The sequence below is a fragment of the Polaromonas sp. P1_E3 genome, assembly GCF_056405935.1.
The window spans coordinates 1-16,569 of sequence record NZ_JBFUBD010000006.1 but is presented as its reverse complement, the minus strand read 5'-3'; the positions used below and the strand labels follow the sequence as shown (position 1 = coordinate 16,569).

16 protein-coding genes, 1 other RNA gene and 1 pseudogene are annotated in these 16,569 nt (G+C 62.6%); 5 read left to right on the top strand and 13 right to left on the bottom strand.

Annotation, left to right across the window (positions count from 1 at the left end):
* Positions 1-20 precede the first annotated feature (20 nt).
* The 3 genes from AC1D0Z_RS02490 to dapF form a co-directional block, all read right to left on the bottom strand.
* On the bottom strand, positions 21-1,079 hold the full coding sequence (locus AC1D0Z_RS02490; RefSeq protein ID WP_477656656.1) for a tyrosine recombinase XerC: 1,059 nt from the start codon (positions 1,077-1,079) through the stop codon (positions 21-23).
* Positions 1,080-1,103: 24 nt separating this feature from the next.
* Complete coding sequence (locus AC1D0Z_RS02485; protein WP_477656655.1) at positions 1,104-1,799, bottom strand: DUF484 family protein; 696 nt, start codon at positions 1,797-1,799, stop codon at positions 1,104-1,106.
* A gap of 81 nt (positions 1,800-1,880) precedes the next feature.
* Complete coding sequence (gene dapF, locus AC1D0Z_RS02480) at positions 1,881-2,768, bottom strand: diaminopimelate epimerase (protein WP_477656654.1); 888 nt, start codon at positions 2,766-2,768, stop codon at positions 1,881-1,883.
* Positions 2,769-2,951: 183 nt separating this feature from the next.
* On the opposite strand from dapF, the gene AC1D0Z_RS02475 reads away from it, so the two are divergent.
* Together AC1D0Z_RS02475 and AC1D0Z_RS02470 are read left to right on the top strand one after the other, a co-directional pair.
* On the top strand, positions 2,952-4,598 hold the full coding sequence (locus tag AC1D0Z_RS02475; RefSeq protein WP_477656653.1) for an MBL fold metallo-hydrolase: 1,647 nt from the start codon (positions 2,952-2,954) through the stop codon (positions 4,596-4,598).
* Positions 4,599-4,917: 319 nt separating this feature from the next.
* Complete coding sequence (locus AC1D0Z_RS02470; protein ID WP_477656652.1) at positions 4,918-5,811, top strand: basic amino acid ABC transporter substrate-binding protein; 894 nt, start codon at positions 4,918-4,920, stop codon at positions 5,809-5,811.
* A 71-nt stretch (positions 5,812-5,882) separates the two neighbouring features.
* Here the strand turns inward: AC1D0Z_RS02470 and rnpB are convergent.
* Positions 5,883-6,221, bottom strand: an RNA gene (rnpB, locus tag AC1D0Z_RS02465) — RNase P RNA component class A.
* A gap of 65 nt (positions 6,222-6,286) precedes the next feature.
* On the opposite strand from rnpB, the gene AC1D0Z_RS02460 reads away from it, so the two are divergent.
* Genes AC1D0Z_RS02460 through AC1D0Z_RS02450 form a run of 3 tightly spaced genes read left to right on the top strand, consistent with a single transcriptional unit; the run spans position 6,287 to position 9,322 of the window.
* Positions 6,287-7,957 carry an NAD(P)/FAD-dependent oxidoreductase gene (locus AC1D0Z_RS02460; RefSeq protein ID WP_477656651.1) on the top strand — a complete coding sequence of 557 codons (1,671 nt, stop codon included), beginning with the start codon at positions 6,287-6,289 and terminating at the stop codon, positions 7,955-7,957.
* A complete protein-coding gene (locus AC1D0Z_RS02455; RefSeq protein WP_477656701.1) occupies positions 7,957-8,592 on the top strand; it encodes a flavin reductase family protein in 636 nt (211 codons plus the stop codon). The genes AC1D0Z_RS02460 and AC1D0Z_RS02455 overlap by 1 nt, the downstream gene beginning before the upstream one ends.
* Positions 8,593-8,635: 43 nt before the next feature.
* Positions 8,636-9,322: a ProQ/FINO family protein gene (locus AC1D0Z_RS02450; RefSeq protein WP_477656650.1), complete on the top strand. Its 687-nt coding sequence runs from the start codon at positions 8,636-8,638 to the stop codon at positions 9,320-9,322.
* A gap of 41 nt (positions 9,323-9,363) precedes the next feature.
* On the opposite strand, the gene lepB is transcribed toward AC1D0Z_RS02450, so the two are convergent.
* The 9 genes and pseudogenes from lepB to AC1D0Z_RS02405 all read right to left on the bottom strand — a co-directional run.
* Positions 9,364-10,032 (bottom strand): signal peptidase I, encoded by a 669-nt coding sequence (gene lepB, locus AC1D0Z_RS02445; protein ID WP_477656649.1) that lies wholly within the window; start codon positions 10,030-10,032, stop codon positions 9,364-9,366.
* A 62-nt stretch (positions 10,033-10,094) separates the two neighbouring features.
* On the bottom strand, positions 10,095-10,970 hold the full coding sequence (gene htpX / locus AC1D0Z_RS02440; protein WP_477656648.1) for a protease HtpX: 876 nt from the start codon (positions 10,968-10,970) through the stop codon (positions 10,095-10,097).
* Between the two features lie 96 nt (positions 10,971-11,066).
* Positions 11,067-11,807, bottom strand: a complete 741-nt coding sequence (locus tag AC1D0Z_RS02435) for a DUF3025 domain-containing protein (RefSeq protein WP_477656700.1) — start codon at positions 11,805-11,807, stop codon at positions 11,067-11,069.
* Positions 11,808-11,855: 48 nt separating this feature from the next.
* Entirely contained in the window at positions 11,856-12,638 is a 783-nt protein-coding gene (locus AC1D0Z_RS02430) for an NYN domain-containing protein (protein WP_477656647.1), read from the bottom strand.
* Positions 12,638-13,705, bottom strand: coding sequence for a dihydroorotase (pyrC, locus tag AC1D0Z_RS02425; RefSeq protein ID WP_477656646.1), 1,068 nt, complete (start codon positions 13,703-13,705; stop codon positions 12,638-12,640). The genes AC1D0Z_RS02430 and pyrC overlap by 1 nt, the downstream gene beginning before the upstream one ends.
* Positions 13,706-13,801: 96 nt before the next feature.
* Complete coding sequence (locus tag AC1D0Z_RS02420; protein ID WP_457281125.1) at positions 13,802-14,539, bottom strand: amino acid ABC transporter ATP-binding protein; 738 nt, start codon at positions 14,537-14,539, stop codon at positions 13,802-13,804.
* A gap of 47 nt (positions 14,540-14,586) precedes the next feature.
* Positions 14,587-15,276 (bottom strand): amino acid ABC transporter permease, encoded by a 690-nt coding sequence (locus AC1D0Z_RS02415; RefSeq protein WP_457281126.1) that lies wholly within the window; start codon positions 15,274-15,276, stop codon positions 14,587-14,589.
* A gap of 1 nt (position 15,277) precedes the next feature.
* The gene (locus AC1D0Z_RS02410) at positions 15,278-16,000 is read right to left on the bottom strand and encodes an amino acid ABC transporter permease (protein WP_477648654.1); all 723 of its coding nucleotides are present in this window, start codon (positions 15,998-16,000) and stop codon (positions 15,278-15,280) included.
* Positions 16,001-16,106: 106 nt separating this feature from the next.
* A pseudogene (locus tag AC1D0Z_RS02405) lies at positions 16,107-16,569 on the bottom strand (amino acid ABC transporter substrate-binding protein); the annotation flags it as partial.

Sequence of the window (16,569 nt, the reverse complement as noted above, 5' to 3'; positions counted from 1 at the left end):
CGCGGGCCTCGGGCCCTATCTCAAGCCTTGTGTTTACCGGCCTTGTCCGCCGTTGTTGCCATGCCTCCTGCCGGCGCCGGTGCGCCCGCGCCGGCCTTTGACAGGGCCCGCGGGTGCGCCGCGTCATACACCTTGGCCAAATGCTGGAAATCCAGGCGCGTATAGACCTGCGTGGTGGTGATGTTGGCGTGGCCCAGCAGCTCCTGCACCGCGCGCAAATCACCGCTGGACTGCAGCACATGGCTGGCAAAGGAGTGCCGCAGCATGTGGGGATGAACCGGCGTAGCCAGCCCTGCTTTCAGCGAGCGCTGCTTCAGCCGCACCCGGATGTGCTGCGGCGTGAGGCGCGCGCCGCGCTGGTTGATAAAAAGCGCGGGATCGTCACGCGCCAGCCCGGCCCGCGCGTCCAGCCACTGCTGCAGCGCCTGCAGCGCCGCCTGGCCGACCGGCACACTGCGCCTTTTGGACCCCTTGCCCAGCACATGGGCTTCGGCCGCATCGGTGTCGATCCAGCCGCGTGCCTGCGCACTGGCCTTCACATCCAGCCCCACCAGTTCGCCGATGCGCAGCCCGCAGCCGTACAGCAGCTCGGTGATGCATTGGTCGCGCAGCTCCAGCCGCGGGTCGCCATCCGAAGCGTCGGCCTGGTAGCCTGCCAGCTGCACGGCCTCATCCACGCTCAATGCCTTGGGCAGGGGCTTGGCGGCCTTGGGCGCCCGCACGTCCTGCACGGGGTTGCCATTGATGAGGCCTTCACGGCCCAGCCAGGTGTAAAAGCCGCGCCAGCCCGAGAGGATGAGTGCAATGCCGCGGCCGCTGCGCCCCGCGCCGTGCATCTGCGCCACCCAGCGCCGCATGTGGACGTTTTGCACCGCCACCAGCGCCACACTGGCCTGGTGTGCATTGGCTTCGAGCTTTTGCAGGTCGAGCGCGTAGAGCTCCACGGTGCGCTGTGCCAGGCGCTTTTCAACGCGCACATGCTCCAGGTAACGCTCGACCAGCGGATCGGAAGGCGGCAATGCAGGCAGCCCGCCACCCGATTCAGAAGCTGAAGGCGGCGTCTGTGGCGTTGCTGTCATGGCCGTGGCGCGGGACCCCGGTAACTATTCGGCCGTGACAGGCTGCGGCCGCAGGCGCGTCAGCGCCGCGCCGGCCAGCTCACCCAGCCGCTCCAGGAAATCTGTGCCCATGCCGCTGTGAAAGCGTTCGGGGTCGGGTGAGGCCAGCACGAGCAGGCCCGAGACTTCCGCTTCCGCCGCCGCACGCAGCGGTATCAGTGCGATCGATAACGCCACGGCAGGCTCTGGCAGCCAGTTGACCGCTTCAAAGCCCGAATTGACGCCGCAGTACGGTGCGCTCAAAGACGAAGCAAAGGTTTTGGCGTCCTCACTCACATCGGTCGCGAAACTCTCGTCCGAAAAGATTCCGTTCACATCCCAGACCTTGATGGCGGCCTGCGGGATCAGGAATTCACTGGTGATGCCTTCGACAATGGCACCGGGCAAGTCGCGCGCTTGCGCCGCCTGCAGCAGCTTGCGCGTCCAGCGCTGCATCTTGTCGGCAATCGCGACGTTGTCCTGGCCGTGGCGGATCATGTCCACCATCCGGGTTTCGAGCCCCTTGATCTTCTCGCGCAGCATCAGTGCCTGGCGCTCCTGCAGGCTGACGGCGCGGTTGCCGTGGCCGCTGGACAGCTGCACCGAAGCCAGCAACTCGGCGTGACGCTCGAAGAAGTCTGGCGTATTGGCCAGGAAATTGGCGATGTCGTCTTCGGTGATGGGGTGTTCGGTTGGATTCATCCGGGCATTGTCCTCAGTTTTGCGGCGAGCGCAAAGGCATCCTTTGCCCGCGTTACATCCGCTTTCGTCGAAAGGCAGTCTTCAGATCCCGTCGGGGATTTCGATTTCGGACTCAAACACTGTAGTGGCTGGTCCGGTCATCATGACAGGCGCGTCGAGTCCGCCTTGCCATTCAATGGTGAGCTGGCCGCCCCGTGTCATCACATCGACCCGCGCATCCAGCAGGCCCCAGCGGATGCCCGTCACCACCGCCGCACAGGCGCCCGTGCCGCAGGCCAGCGTCTCGCCCGCGCCGCGCTCAAAGACCCGCAGGCGGATCTGGCTGCGCGAAACCACCTGCATGAAGCCGGCGTTCACGCGGCGCGGAAAACGGGCGTGGTTTTCAATCAGCGGGCCGGTTTCCAACACGGGTGCGATGCTCACGTCATCCACCAGTTGCACCGCATGCGGGTTTCCCATCGACAGGGCTGCTATCAAAACAGGAGCTGCTTGCGCCCGTCCATCAAGCGCCAGCGGCCATTTTTCCCACGAACCTTGGCCTAGAGGCGTGAGTCCGGAAGCGTCAAAGGGAATTCGCGCCAGGTCAAACACCGGCGCGCCCATGTCGACCGTGACACGCCCATCGGCCTGCATGCGCGGCTCGATGATGCCGCCGAGGGTCTTGACCCTCACGACGTCCTTTGTCGTCAGCCCCTGCTCGCGCACAAAGCGCACAAAGCAGCGCGCGCCGTTGCCGCATTGCTCGACCTCGCCGCCGTCGGCGTTGTGGATCACGTACTCGAAGTCGATGCCTTCGCCCGCATCCGCAGGCGGCGGCCGCACCGAGAGGATCTGGTCCGCGCCCACGCCAAAGTGGCGGTCTGCCAGGAAGCGGTATTGCGCGGTGGAAAGGCCCAGCGGGGCCCGGGTTTCGTCGAGCATGACAAAGTCATTGCCCGCGCCCTGCATTTTGGTGAATCGGATTCGCATGGAGGAATTATCTGCGGTGCGAAGGCGGCACTTAAAGAGGTGAATCGGCCATTTCGCGCCCAGCGGCCGTGGTTTTGAAGGAATTCGGGGCGATACGCATGGTTTGCCCTGGGCATTGCACAGCAGAAAACCCTCGAAATCCCGCCGGCAACACCCGCGCAGCCCCGAAGCCATAATTTGCGGATGCCACGTCCTTCCCAACTGCTCCATCCTTCGCGCGAACCCGCGCCTGTACGCCTGGCGGCCACCGTGCTGTTGCTGCGCGACACCCCGCACGGCGTCGAAGTCCTGATGACGCGGCGATCCATGACCGCCAGCTTCGCCCCGGGAGCTAATGTTTTCCCTGGAGGCGGCATCGACCCGGCCGATGCCTTGGCGCATGGGCAGTCCACCCGGCGGACCACGCAAAGCGACCTGCACCTGACGCAGGCCATCGCCGCCATCCGCGAAAGCTTCGAAGAATTGGGCGTATTGCTGGCACGCCATGCCGACGGCAGCTACGCCACGACCGCCGACATCGCGGCGCTGGACCGCAAGGCGCCCTTCGCCGCCCAATGCCGCGAGCGCGGCCTGACGCTGGCCGGCGACCAGGTGTTTGTGCTGGCGCACTGGGTCACCGACCGTGACCTGCCGCGTCGCTTTGATGTGCCTTTTCTCGTGGCACGCACGCCCGAAGGGCAAAACCCGGTGGCCGACGAGGCCGAGCAGTTTGAGCCCGTCTGGGTGCGCCCGGCCGAGGCGCTGGCGCGGCATGCGGCAGGCGGCTTCTTCATCATCTTCCCCACCATACGCACGCTGGAGAGGCTGCAGCACTACCCCGATGTCGCCTCGGTGCTGGCGGCCTGCGCATCCGAAGTCCCGCTCTGGACCTCCTGCCCGCGTGCCGGGCTGCTGGCCGGCAAGGAGGCACGCTATATGGAACACGAAGCGCCCTATGGTGAGCTGGCGCTGACCTGCCCGGACGGGCAGATCGTGCACGCACTCGACTGGCAGGCATCACAGCCCGTGGCGCTGCTTCACAACGTAATGCGCCTGACGGCACCCAACCCCGGCGTGATGACCGGGCCGGGCACCAACAGCTACCTGGTCGGTGACCCGGGCAGCGGCTACATCGCCATCGACCCCGGCCCAGCCGATCACGAGCACCTGCAGCGCCTCTGGCGGGCGGCCGGCGGCGACATCCGCATGATTGTGTGCACCCACTCGCACCCTGACCATTCACCCGGCGCCAAACCGCTGCAGGCCATGTGCAGCGTTGCGCCGCCGATTCTGGGCCTGCCCTCGGCACCCACCGCGCGCGCCGCCAGCGCTTTCTCGCCAGACCGACCGCTATCAAATCAGGAGCTGCTTGCGCTTACCCGCAAAGGGCTGGAAGGCGAAATCACTCATACCCTGAAGGTGCTGCACACACCCGGCCATGCCGCCAACCATGTGTGCCTGGTGCTGCTGGAAGACGGCCTGCTGTTCAGCGGCGACCACATCCTCAACGGCAGCACCACCGTCATCGACCCGCCCGACGGCGACATGAGCGCCTACCTGGATTCCCTGGATGTGCTGAGCGCGGCCTGCGATGAACACCAGATCGGGTTCATTGCCCCAGCGCATGGCTATGTGCTGGCAGACGCCAAAAGCGCGATTGCCCGGCTCAAGGCGCATCGCCTGCAGCGCGAAGCCAAGATCATGCGCGTGATGCAGGCCCACCCGGAAGGCACGATCGACGACTGGGTCGCGGGCGCCTACGACGATGTGGATCCGCGCATCTGGCCGGTGGCCAAACGCTCGCTGCTGGCGCACGTGGACCGCGTGCGTGAGCTGGGCCTTGTCCATTAGCTATTTCCGGGCAGGTCCCGCGCAGGCGCTCAACAGCCATCAATGCAGAAGTTCCGCAAGCATCACATGCATCGGACATCGATACTGATTGCAAGCCGCCGCCGAGTAACCGCGCTACTGTGGCGTGAAAGTTGCTAAACATTGAACCGTACGTCAGGGTATATACCGGCGTTAATGCCTGGACGGTCGCCAAGGCTACTGAAAGGGCTGTTTGACGCCGGGGCCGCGGTTTATACTTTTTGTTCGTATGCCGGAATCCCATGCCTGACCGCATGGATTGACGGGCATCACCATTATTTCAACCTTTTTGAGGGACTTCATGTCTTCCTATTCCATCTCAACGCGACGTTTCCTGCAAACCGCCAGCACCCTGATCGCCGGTATCGTTCTGGCCGCCTGCAGCAAGACCGAGCCACCTGCACCCGCAGCCAGTGCGCCCGCTCCTGCCGCCTCGGCACCCGCGCCCGCTGCCAAGGTGTATGTCGTCGGTACGGACGCCGCGTATGTCCCGTTTGAGTCGCAGAACGACAAGGGCGAGATCGTCGGTTTTGACATCGAAATCGTCAAGGCTGTTGCACAGAAAGCCGGCATCGAAGTCAAGTTCCTGAACACACCCTGGGAAGGCATTTTCAATTCCCTGAACCAGGGCGACCGCGACCTGCTGGTTTCGGCCATCACGATCACGGCAGAGCGCAAGCAGACCATGGATTTTTCGTCACCTTACTTCGACGCGCAGCAACTGATCGCCGTGAAGAAGGATTCGAAGATCGCCAAATTCAACGATCTCAAGAAACTCAAGGTCGGCGTGCAGAACGGCACGACGGGTGACGAGGTCATTACCAAGCTGCAAGGCAAGGACAGCGCGAACATCAAGCGCTTTGAAGCAACGCCACTGGCACTGAAAGAGCTGGAAGCCGGCGGCGTGGACGCCGTGGTCGCCGACAACGGCGTGGTGGAGCACTATGTCAACAACAACACCGGCTCGAAATTCAAGACGATCACCGATTCCAGCTTTGCACCCGAGCAATACGGCCTGGCCGTGAAAAAGGGCAACGCCGAGCTGCTCGCAAAACTGAACAAGGGCCTGGCCGACATCAAGGCCGACGGCACCTACGACAAGATTTTCGCCCAGTACTTCGGTAAAGCGCCAGCCGCCACCGCAGCTGCAGGCACCGCATCGGCACCGGCTGCCGCCGCCTCCCCCGCCAAATAAGGCGCCGCAGGGAGGGCCGGCAAGGCCCAAAGACAAAGCCCCGTTCATTGCTGAACGGGGCTTTTTTATTAGTGTGAAGCCCGCCGATAAGCCGGATTCTGTGCACCGGGCTCCTTGGAGAAAGCCCGGCGTGACCGMCATTAATCTGGGCCGGGGGTCGCCCCCACGGCTCAATGCTACCTACCCGCCAGCTCTGCGGAACCACATCAACGCTGGCCTACTTGGTATTGCTGCGCGTAGAGATTGCCCGTTTCACCCGGCCCGGGTTGCCCCAGGGCCGACTCGTCTCTGTTGCTCTGATCCTCACCTCACGGTGGAGAGGTGTTACCTCCTACGCTGTCCTTTGCAGTCCGGACGTTCCTCCAGTGCCTGGTTTCCCAGATTGCACCAGCGGCGGTCTGGCGTGCTTCACGGGGCCATTATCCGTCAGGCCTTTAAAATGCAGGCTGCTTGATCAACACGAGCCCCTTTTTCCATGATTCGCCTGACTGAACTCAAACTTCCGCTGGACCACGCGGAGGGCGCCCTCCCAGCCCTGGTGGCCCAGACACTGGGCATTGCCGCAACCGCCCTGCAGAACGTCCACATCCACAAACGCAGCTTTGACGCCCGCAAGGCAGACCTGCTCAAGGTCTATATCGTAGATGTCACGCTCGCCGATGCAGCCCAGGAAGGCGCATTGCTGGCGAAATTTTCCGGCGACCCGCACATCTTTCCCACGCCCGACATGGCCTACCGCGCGGTGGGGCATGCGCCCGCCGGCCTGGCGCTGCGCCCTGTCGTTGTCGGCTTCGGCCCCTGCGGCATGTTCGCGGCCCTGCTGCTGGCGCAGATGGGCTTCAAGCCCATCGTGCTGGAGCGCGGCAAGACCGTGCGCCAGCGTACCCGTGACACCTGGGGCCTGTGGCGCAAGAACGTGCTCAACCCCGAGTCCAACGTGCAGTTCGGCGAAGGCGGTGCCGGCACTTTTTCCGACGGCAAGCTTTACAGCCAGATCAAGGACCCGCGCCACCTGGGCCGCAAGGTGATGAATGAATTCGTGAAAGCCGGCGCGCCCGCCGATATCCTGTTCGAGGCGCACCCGCATATCGGCACCTTCAAGCTGGTGAAGGTGGTGGAAAACATGCGTGCGCAGATCGTCGCYCTGGGCGGCGAAATCCGCTTTGAGCAGCGCGTGACCGACGTGCTGATCGAGGACGGCCCGCAAGGCAAACAGTTGCGCGGTCTCACGATACTGGACCAGGCCACGGGCCAAAGCCACGAGATGCGTGCCGACCAGGTGGTGATGGCGCTGGGCCACAGCTCGCGCGACACTTTCGCCATGCTGTATGAACGCGGCGTACATATCGAGGCCAAACCTTTTTCCATCGGCTTTCGGGTTGAACACCCACAGGGCATCATCGACCGCGCGCGCTGGGGCCGCCATGCCGGCCACCCCTCACTGGGCGCGGCCGAATACAAGCTGGTGCACCACGCCAGCAACGGCCGCTCGGTCTACAGCTTTTGCATGTGCCCGGGCGGCACGGTGGTGGCAGCCACGTCGGAGCCGGGCCGCGTGGTGACCAACGGCATGAGCCAGTATTCGCGCAATGAACGCAATGCCAATGCCGGCATCGTGGTGGGCATTGACCCGCGCGACTACCCCGGCTTCCAAGCGGGCGACGCGCTGGCCGGTATCGCGCTGCAGCGCCAGCTCGAATCACACGCGTTTGTATTGGGCGGCAGCAACTACCAGGCGCCGGCGCAACTGGTGGGGGACTTCGTGGCGGGCCGCCCCTCGACCGCGCTGGGCAGCATCACGCCATCTTACAAACCAGGCGTCACGATGGGCGACCTGTCATCGGCCCTGCCCCGCTACGCGATCGAAGCCATGCGTGAGGCCTTTCCGGTGTTTGGCAAAAAGATCAAGGGCTTTGACACGCATGACGCGGTGCTGACCGGCGTGGAGACGCGCACGTCTTCCCCCATCAAGATCAGCCGCGGCGAGGACCTGCAAAGCATCAACGTCCGCGGCCTCTACCCCGCAGGCGAAGGCGCAAGTTACGCGGGCGGGATCCTGTCGGCCGGCGTGGACGGCATCAAGGTTGCGGAGGCCCTGGCGCGCAGCGTGCTGCAGGATGCCGAACAACAGCGGATGGCCGCGTGATGTCCACCCAGAGCGGCCCTGAAGACTTTCATTACTACGAGCCCTCGGAAGGTCACGGCCTGCCGCACGATCCCTTCAACGCCATGGTGGGGCCACGCCCCATTGGCTGGATTTCGTCGCAGGACGCCAAGGGGCAGCTCAACCTGGCGCCCTACAGTTTTTTCAATGCCTTCAACTACACGCCGCCCATCATCGGTTTCGCCAGCATTGGCGCCAAAGACAGCCTGCGCAACATCCGCGAGACCGGCGAGTTCGGCTGGAACCTGGCGACGCGGCCGCTGGCCGAGGCCATGAACCGTTCCTGCGCGATGGTGCCGCCCGAGGTCAACGAGTTCGAACTCGCCGGCCTCACGCCCGTGGCCTCGCAACGCATTGCCGTGCCGCGCGTACAGGAAAGCCCGGTCTCCTTCGAGTGCAAGTTGACCCAAATCCTGCAGCTGCAGGGCGCCGACGGCGTGCCGGTTCCCACCTGGCTGGTCCTGGGCGAGGTCGTCGGCGTGTACATTGCAAGGCATCTGCTCAAGGACGGTATTTACGACACGGCAGCTGCCGAGCCGATTCTTCGCGGCGGTGGTCCGGCTGATTATTTCGCCGTCACCCCCGACAACCTCTTTCGCATGTTCAGGCCCCGCTGAGCTTTCTGAACACCCCGCCACACCCTCTTTTTTACCCACACACATGACCGAAACCACCACACCCTCCCCGCGCGCCAAACGCCCCCGCCCCCCGCAGCGCCCGCGGCCGGCCAACCCGCAGCAGCAACAGCAGCGCCCACGCGAAGTCCACCCCGTGCTGGAAAAGCTGTTCGAGCTCTACCCCAAAATGTTCGGCGCACAGTTCCTGCCGCTCAAGCTGGGCGCTTTCCAGGACTTGCTGGCGGAAAACCCTGAAGCCTTCAAGCGCGACGAACTGAAAGTGGCGCTGGGCCTGCATGCCCGTTCCACGCGCTACCTCGAATGCGTGGCGGCCGGCCACCCGCGCCACAACCTGCAGGGCGAGCCCGTCGAGCCTGTAGCGCCCGAGCATGTGCACCACGCGATCATGGAGGTGTTCCGGCGGCGCCAGGCGCGTTCAAAGGAAGACCTGCGACCCAAAGTGCGTATGCGCCTCATCGAGGCTATTGAAGCATCCGGCTTGAGCCGCGAAGAGTATGCAGAGCGCACCCGCACGCAGGATGAGGTGTCGAACACCTTGCTGGACGAGGCTTTTGCGGAGATGGCCGTGCAAACTGCCAAGCGCGAAGCACTGATGCGTGCCTTTGAGGCCAGCGGGAAAACGGCGGCGGAATTTGCCGAGATGTACGGCCTAGACCCGGCGGAAGTGGCACAGGCCATAGAGCGGGTACAGCGAAGCCGCCAGGCCTGAGGCTCCCCGCTGCAGCCTCAGTCGATCAGCAGATCAATGGATCAGTAGAGCGAGCGGCCAAAACGCTCAAAGCGCGGTTGCCACTTCTCCAGGATGTCCGCCGACACCAGGATCCGTTCCGCACGCCCGATCAGCAGGTTGCGCGGCACCAGGCCTATGTAGCGCGAATCTGCGCTGTTGTCGCGGTTGTCACCCAGCATCAGGTACTGGTCGGCGGGAATCGTGATCGGTCCCCAGCTGTCCTTGGCCTTCACACCGGCCAGCCACTGGATTTCATGTTGCTCCTGGGCTGTGGCTTCTTTCACGTGCGTGGCCACCAGCACGCCAACCGGCCCGGCCGGCTCCAGCACCGTGTCCAGCGCCTCATAGCGGGCTGCCTGTCCGTTGATGATGAGCACCTTGTCGCGCATTTCCACAACGTCGCCCGGCACAGCCACCAGCCGCTTGATCAGGCGGACACCGTCCACCGGCGAGGAAAAAGTGACGACGTCGCCGCGCTGCGGATCGGTGGTGCGCGCCAGCACGGTGTCGGTCAGCGGAATCTTGACGTTGTAGGCCAGCCGGTTGACGAAGACCACGTCACCTTCGAGCAGGTTGGGTCGCATGGAGCCCGAGGGAATGGGGTTCCAGTCCGCGATTGCGGTGCGGAATAACCCGAACAACAACAGCAACACCAGAAAACTGCGGTTCTGCCTGATCCAGCTTTTCATGTTCGCGCTCCTTGAAATTCCATGCAAAAAAAGGGCGCCCTGTGCGGGGCGCCCTTTGGTGCTTAGGCCTGGCTGTTCTGCAATGCGGCGATGCGCTCTTCAATCGGCGGGTGCGTGGCAAACAGCTTGCCGATGCTGCCGGTGATGCCCATGGCTTCCACGGCCTTGGGCAATTCGCCGGGTTGCATGCCGCCCAGGCGGGCCAGGGCGTTCATCATGGGCTGGCGCCTGCCCATCAGCTGCGCGGCACCGGCGTCGGCGCGGAATTCACGCTGGCGCGAGAACCACGCCACGACGATGGCTGCGGCAAAACCGAGCACGATGTCCAGCACGATGGTGCTCACGTAGTAGCCGATGCCGGGGCCGGAGTTGTTGTCGCTACCGCGGCGCAAAAAGCTGTCCACGGCGTAGCCGATCACGCGCGAGAGGAAAACCACAAAGGTGTTCATCACGCCCTGAATCAGGGTCATGGTGACCATGTCGCCGTTGGCCACGTGGGCAATCTCGTGGCCGAGCACGGCCTCGATCTCTTCCTTGGTCATGCCTTGCAGCAGGCCTGTGGAGACCGCCACCAGCGACGAATTCTTGAATGCGCCCGTGGCAAACGCATTGGGCGCGCCTTCAAAAATGCCGACTTCGGGCATGCCGATCTGGGCCTTGTCGGCCAGCTTGCGCACGGTCTCGACAATCCAGGCTTCGTCGGCATTTTGGGGCGACTCGATGACCCGCACGCCGGCGCTCCATTTGGCGACGGGCTTGCTGATCAGCAGCGAGATAAAGGCGCCGCCGAAGCCCATGATCAGTGCAAAACCGAGCAGCGCGGTCAGGTTCAGCCCATTGGCCGTGAGAAAGCGGTTGACGCCGAGCAGGCTGGCAACAATGCCCAGCACCACGACGACGGCGAGGTTGGTCAGGACAAACAGAAAAATACGTTTCATGGGTTCTCCGTGGGGTCGGTGAAAAAGCCCGCCTTGCGCAGGATATGAGGGCTTGCCAGCCCAGTTCAAGCTGCGCCGCAAGCCGGTGGCCGGTTTCTATCTGTTGTTTTGCAGCCGTGGCGGTCGGAATACAAGGGAGTCATCATAAAAGGAAAAGTTCTCGTTCCCGGGCCACCAGCCGGGCACGCCCAGCACCGGCAAAGGAAAAAACGGCTTGCCGGCGAGCTTGTCCGCGCTCAGGTCCGCAGCAATCCAGCGGTCCAGGTCTGCTATTGAATTGATAGCTGGTTGCGCTTGATAGACATGGGCTGTAATGGGTTTTCGCGGATAAATCAGTTTTTCCAGCAGCGCATGACCAAACAGCACCAGCCGGGCTTGCTGCCAGAGTGGGCGCAAACCCACAAAGAGCTGCTGCCAGTCGCGCGCCGCGAGCGCGTCCCACAAGGGCTGCGGGGCAGACAGGAAAGCAGCGTTCTCGTCAAAAAGCGTCAACGCGTCCCGTACCGGGCCGCGCACTTGCTGTACACCGGCCCGCGCTATTTCTGCCGCCTGCAGCTGGTTGAGCTTCTTTTTGGTTTCCGGAAAACGCATCCAGCACAGGCCATTGAAAAAATCATGCAGGCCTTCGCGGGTGGGGCATTCGCCCGTCCTGAAAATAAAGCTCTCGTAGGCCTCTCCGGCGGGCAAGGCGCTTTGGGGAACAAAGCGCACCGGGGCGTGCTGCCCGGCATTAAGGGCTTGGTGTAGCGTAATGCCTTCCGCCACCRCCCGGGCCACACGCTCGCCGGATTCCTGCCAGGGCTGCAGCCAGGGCTGGTGCCACGCCGGAAGCGGCATGGCCGGCGCTGGTTGCAGGTCTACGGCGACTCGCACCTGCGGGCTCCCCTAGGCCCGGGCCGACTTGTTCAGTCGCTTGTCGCGCACCGCCACRGTGGATTTGCCTTCATCGGCGATGTCAAACAGCTGGGTCGCCACCAGCAGCTTGGTCAGCGTGGCATAGCCGTAGTTGCGATGGTCAAACGAGGCTTGGTTGGCGATTTGCGTCCCCACAGCACCCACGCGCGCCCAACCCTCGTCATCGGCTGCGGCCTGGACGGCATTGCGCAGCAGCATGACCAGCTTGGCGTCCTGCTTGAGCTGGGCTGGTGTTGCCCTGAGGGGCGCGGCGGCAACCGCCTCGGCATCGTCACGGCTGTCTCCGTGGGCACCGCTCGCCGCATCACTGACGGCGATGGGGCGCAGCTTGTCGAGGAACAGGAACCTTGAGCACGCATTGACAAAAGGCTCCGGCGTTTTCTGCGCGCCAAAGCCGTAGACCGCTGCGCCCTTGGCGCGCAGGTGCATGACCAGCGGCGTGAAGTCTGCATCCGACGAGACGATGCCAAAGGCGTCGGGCCGGTCGGTATAGAGCAGCTCCAGCGCATCGATCACCATGGCCATGTCGCTGGCGTTTTTGCCCTTGGTGTAGTCGAACTGCTGCATGGGGCGGATGGCATGCTCGTGCAACACCTCTTCCCAACCCTTGAGCTCATTCTTTTTCCAGTTGCCGTAAGCGCGGCGGATGTTCGTTTCGCCGAAGGTCGACAACTCGTTGAGGATCAGGTCGATCTTGGACGCCGGCGAGTTGTCGGCGTCAATGAGCAGGGCAACGCGCGGCTTGTGGTCCATCAGGAGCTTTCTGAAGTGTGCAGTTTCCAGGGCAGGTTTTCACCCGAGCGCAAAGGCTTTAGCTCAGCCTCGCCGAATGCAAAGCTCTCGGGCGGGTGCCAGCTTTCTCTCCTGAGCGTGATGCGGCCGGTATTGCGCGGCAAGCCGTAAAAGTCAGCGCCGTTGAAGCTGGCAAAGGCTTCGAGCTTGTCCAGTGCGCCGGCTGCATCAAAAGCTTCGGCGTAGAGCTCCATGGCGGCGTGAGCGGTGTAGCAGCCTGCGCAACCGGTGGCGTGTTCCTTGAGGTGCGCAGGGTGCGGTGCGCTGTCAGTCCCCAGGAAAAAGCGGTTGTTGCCGCTGGTGGCGGCTTCTACCAATGCCAGACGATGCGTCTCGCGCTTGAGTACCGGCAGGCAGTAGTAGTGCGGGCGGATGCCACCCGTGAAAATCGCGTTGCGGTTGTACAGCAAGTGATGCGCGGTGATGGTTGCACCCGTGAACCGGCCGGCATCGCGCACGTAATGGGCGGCTTCACGCGTGGTGATGTGTTCGAAGACGATCTTGAGCTCAGGGAAGTCGCGGCGCAGGGGGATCAACTGGGTGTCGATGAATACCGCTTCGCGATCGAACAGGTCAATGTCGGAGGAGGTCACCTCTCCATGCACCAGCAGCAGCAGGCCGGCCTTCTGCATGGCTTCGAGTGTTTTGTAAGTCTTGCGCAGGTCGGTCACACCGGCATCACTGTTGGTGGTGGCACCGGCCGGGTACAGCTTCAGCGCCACAACACCGGCGTCTTTTGCGCGCTTGATCTCGTCCGGCGGCAGATTGTCGGTGAGGTACAGGGTCATCAGCGGTTCGAACTGCACGCCAGCYGGCACAGCGGCCTGGATGCGTTCGCGATAGTCCGCGGCCTGGGCGGCCGTGGTCACAGGCGGGCGCAGGTTGGGCATGATGATGGCGCGGCCAAACTGCGCAGCCGTATGGGGCACCACAGTGAGCAGGGCTTCGCCGTCGCGCACATGCAGGTGCCAGTCGTCGGGCCGGGTGATGGTCAGGGAGGAGGCGGGTGTGCGGGTGGCTGAAGTCATGGCCCGAATTGTCGCACTGGTCACACCACCCGACCATCATGAGCCGCCATGAAAAAAGCCCCGGGGTTCGGGGCTTTTTTCCGGGGCACATGGCTTTCAGTGCGCCAGGATCTTGTTGAGGAAATCCTTGGTGCGCGCCTGGCGGTTTTCCGGGTGACTGAAAAACTCGTCCTTCGAGCAGTCTTCCAGAATCTTGCCGCCGACATCCATGAAAATCACGCGGCTGCCCACTTTTTTGGCAAAGCCCATTTCGTGGGTCACCACCATCATGGTCATGCCTTCAACGGCCAGGCCCATCATGCAGTCCAGCACCTCGCCGACCATTTCCGGGTCCAGCGCGGAAGTGGGTTCGTCAAACAGCATGGCAATCGGGTCCATGCTGAGCGCGCGGGCGATCGCCACACGCTGCTGCTGACCGCCCGACAGCTGGCCGGGAAACTTGTCCTTGTGCGCCATCAGGCCCACGCGGTCCAGGTATTTGAGGCCGTGTTTTTTGGCTTCGTCGGGCTTGCGGCCCAGCACCTTGACCTGCGCCAGTGTCAGGTTTTCGGTCACGCTCAGGTGCGGGAACAGCTCGAAATTCTGGAACACCATGCCGACGCGGCTGCGCAGTTTGGGCAGGTCGGTCTTGGGGTCATGCACAGCCTTGCCGTCCACAAAGATCTGGCCCTTCTGGAATGGCTCCAGTGCGTTGATGGTCTTGATGAGCGTTGACTTGCCCGAACCCGATGGGCCGCAGACCACAACAACTTCACCCTTCTTGATGCTGGTGGTGCAGTTATTGAGGACCTGCACTTCACCGTACCATTTGGAAACTTCTTTTAACTCGATCATCTTCTTCTCCAGTGTCTATGAGATTCGCCAGCCTTGAGAGCGCGGCTTCAGCGAATGATGGCGATTCTGCTGTTCAGGCGTTTGACCATGAAGGACAGCCCGAAGCAGATCACGAAATAAACCACGGCGGCCAGCAGGTAGGCCTCTTCAGGACGGCCGAAGATCTTGCCGGCGGTGCTGAAGCCCTTGAGCAGGTCGTAGGCGCCGATGGCGTAAACCAGCGAAGTATCCTGGAACAGGATGATGGTCTGGGTCAGCAGGATGGGCACCATGTTGCGGAAAGCCTGGGGCAGGATGATCAGCTTCATGTTCTGCGAATAGGTCATGCCCAGGGCACGGCCCGCATTGACCTGCCCACGCGAGATGGACTGGATGCCCGCACGCATGATTTCGCTGAAATACGCGGCCTCAAAGGCCACGAAGGTGATGATGGCCGAAATCTCGGCGCGGTAGTTGGCTCCCCAGGCGCCGAAGGTCGTGTAGAACGACGCAGGTACCAGCAGGAAGAACCACAGGATCACCATGACCAGCGGAACGGAACGCATGCCGTTGACGTAGATGGTCGCAGGCACCGTCAGGAATTTTTTGCCCGAAAGGCGCATCAGCGCAAGCACGGTGCCAAAAATAATGCCGCCAATGGTGGCGATGACGGTCAGCTCGATGCTGAAAATAAAGCCCTTGACGACGAACTGGGAAATCATTTCCCAGTTCAGGAAGCTCATGTCGAGTCCAAGCATGTCAGTGCCCTCCGCCCGTTGAGCCGGCTACCACGAAGCCGGGTATCTGGACCTTCTTTTCAACAAAGGCCATGACCCGGTTGACTGCGAAGGCAGAGACTGCATAAAGAGCCGTCACCGCAAGGTAAATCTCGATGCCGCGCGAGGTTTCTTCCTGCGCCTGCATCGCAAACATGGTGAGTTCGGCGATCGACACCGCGAAAGCGACGGAGGAATTCTTCAAGAGATTCATCGACTCGCTGGTGAGCGGCGGAATGATGATGCGAAAAGCCATCGGCAGGATCACATAGCGGTACGTCTGCACGGTGGTAAAGCCCATGGCCATGCCGGCATAACGCTGGCCGCGGGGCAAGGCCTGCACGCCAGCCCGGACCTGTTCGGCAATACGTGCCGAGGTGAAAAACCCGAGGGCAAACACCACCAGGATGAAGCTGGGCAGCTCCTTCATGGCGGGGAAAATTTTGGGAACCACAAAATACCAGATGAAAATCTGGACCAGCAGGGGAACATTGCGAAACAGCTCGACCCAGGCATTGGCAAAGCGGACCAGCCAAGGGCTGTTCGGCAAGGTGCGCAGCGTGCCGACCAGTGCGCCAAACAGCATGGCGATCACCCAGGATGCACCGGCGACGGACAGCGTCCAGCCCCATGCGTCAAACATCCACTGCAGGTAGGTTCGGCCACTACCGTCATCATTCAAAAATACCTGCCAATCCCAAGTCATTGCAGCTCCAGCAAAGGGTTGTTGTGTTGTTTTTCCATGCCACGGCAAACGAGAAACCCCGCCAGAGGATGGTGTCCGGCGGGGTTCTTCAATTCACCAGCCAGAATTACTTCTGGACGTACTCTTCCATGGGCTTGTCGTTCGGGTTGTCCCAGGCTGCCTTGGTACTGGCGCTCAGTGCCAGGCCGACCTTGGTGTTCTTCGGAGGAATCGGCGACAGGAACCATTTGGTCCACAGCTTGTTCATTTCGCCCGACTTGATCATGTTTTTAACCGTGTCGTCGGCCAGGCGCTTGAGCAGCGGGTCATCCTTGCGGATCATGATGGCGATGGGCTCCACGCTCAGCACTTCACCGACGATTTTGAAATCGGCCGGGTTTTTGGCGGTGGCGATGTTGCCAGCCAGGATGGAACCGTCCATGACGAACGCATCGGCGCGTCCCGATTCGAGCAGCAGGAAGCTGTCGGAATGGTCCTTGCCGAAGATTTCCTTGAACTCAACGCCGCTGGCGCGCTTGTTCTTGCGCAACGTTTGAACAGAGGTCGTGCCCGTGGTGGTAGCCACAGTC

Coding starts and splice junctions, on each gene's coding strand:
- AC1D0Z_RS02490 (WP_477656656.1), bottom strand. CDS start 1,079: ATGACAGCAACGCCACAGACGCCGCCTTCAGCTTCTGAATCGGGTGGC.
- AC1D0Z_RS02475 (WP_477656653.1), top strand. CDS start 2,952: ATGCCACGTCCTTCCCAACTGCTCCATCCTTCGCGCGAACCCGCGCCT.
- AC1D0Z_RS02485 (WP_477656655.1), bottom strand. CDS start 1,799: ATGAATCCAACCGAACACCCCATCACCGAAGACGACATCGCCAATTTC.
- AC1D0Z_RS02410 (WP_477648654.1), bottom strand. CDS start 16,000: ATGACTTGGGATTGGCAGGTATTTTTGAATGATGACGGTAGTGGCCGA.
- lepB (WP_477656649.1), bottom strand. CDS start 10,032: ATGAAAAGCTGGATCAGGCAGAACCGCAGTTTTCTGGTGTTGCTGTTG.
- htpX (WP_477656648.1), bottom strand. CDS start 10,970: ATGAAACGTATTTTTCTGTTTGTCCTGACCAACCTCGCCGTCGTCGTG.
- AC1D0Z_RS02450 (WP_477656650.1), top strand. CDS start 8,636: ATGACCGAAACCACCACACCCTCCCCGCGCGCCAAACGCCCCCGCCCC.
- AC1D0Z_RS02420 (WP_457281125.1), bottom strand. CDS start 14,539: ATGATCGAGTTAAAAGAAGTTTCCAAATGGTACGGTGAAGTGCAGGTC.
- AC1D0Z_RS02455 (WP_477656701.1), top strand. CDS start 7,957: ATGTCCACCCAGAGCGGCCCTGAAGACTTTCATTACTACGAGCCCTCG.
- AC1D0Z_RS02470 (WP_477656652.1), top strand. CDS start 4,918: ATGTCTTCCTATTCCATCTCAACGCGACGTTTCCTGCAAACCGCCAGC.
- AC1D0Z_RS02415 (WP_457281126.1), bottom strand. CDS start 15,276: ATGCTTGGACTCGACATGAGCTTCCTGAACTGGGAAATGATTTCCCAG.
- dapF (WP_477656654.1), bottom strand. CDS start 2,768: ATGCGAATCCGATTCACCAAAATGCAGGGCGCGGGCAATGACTTTGTC.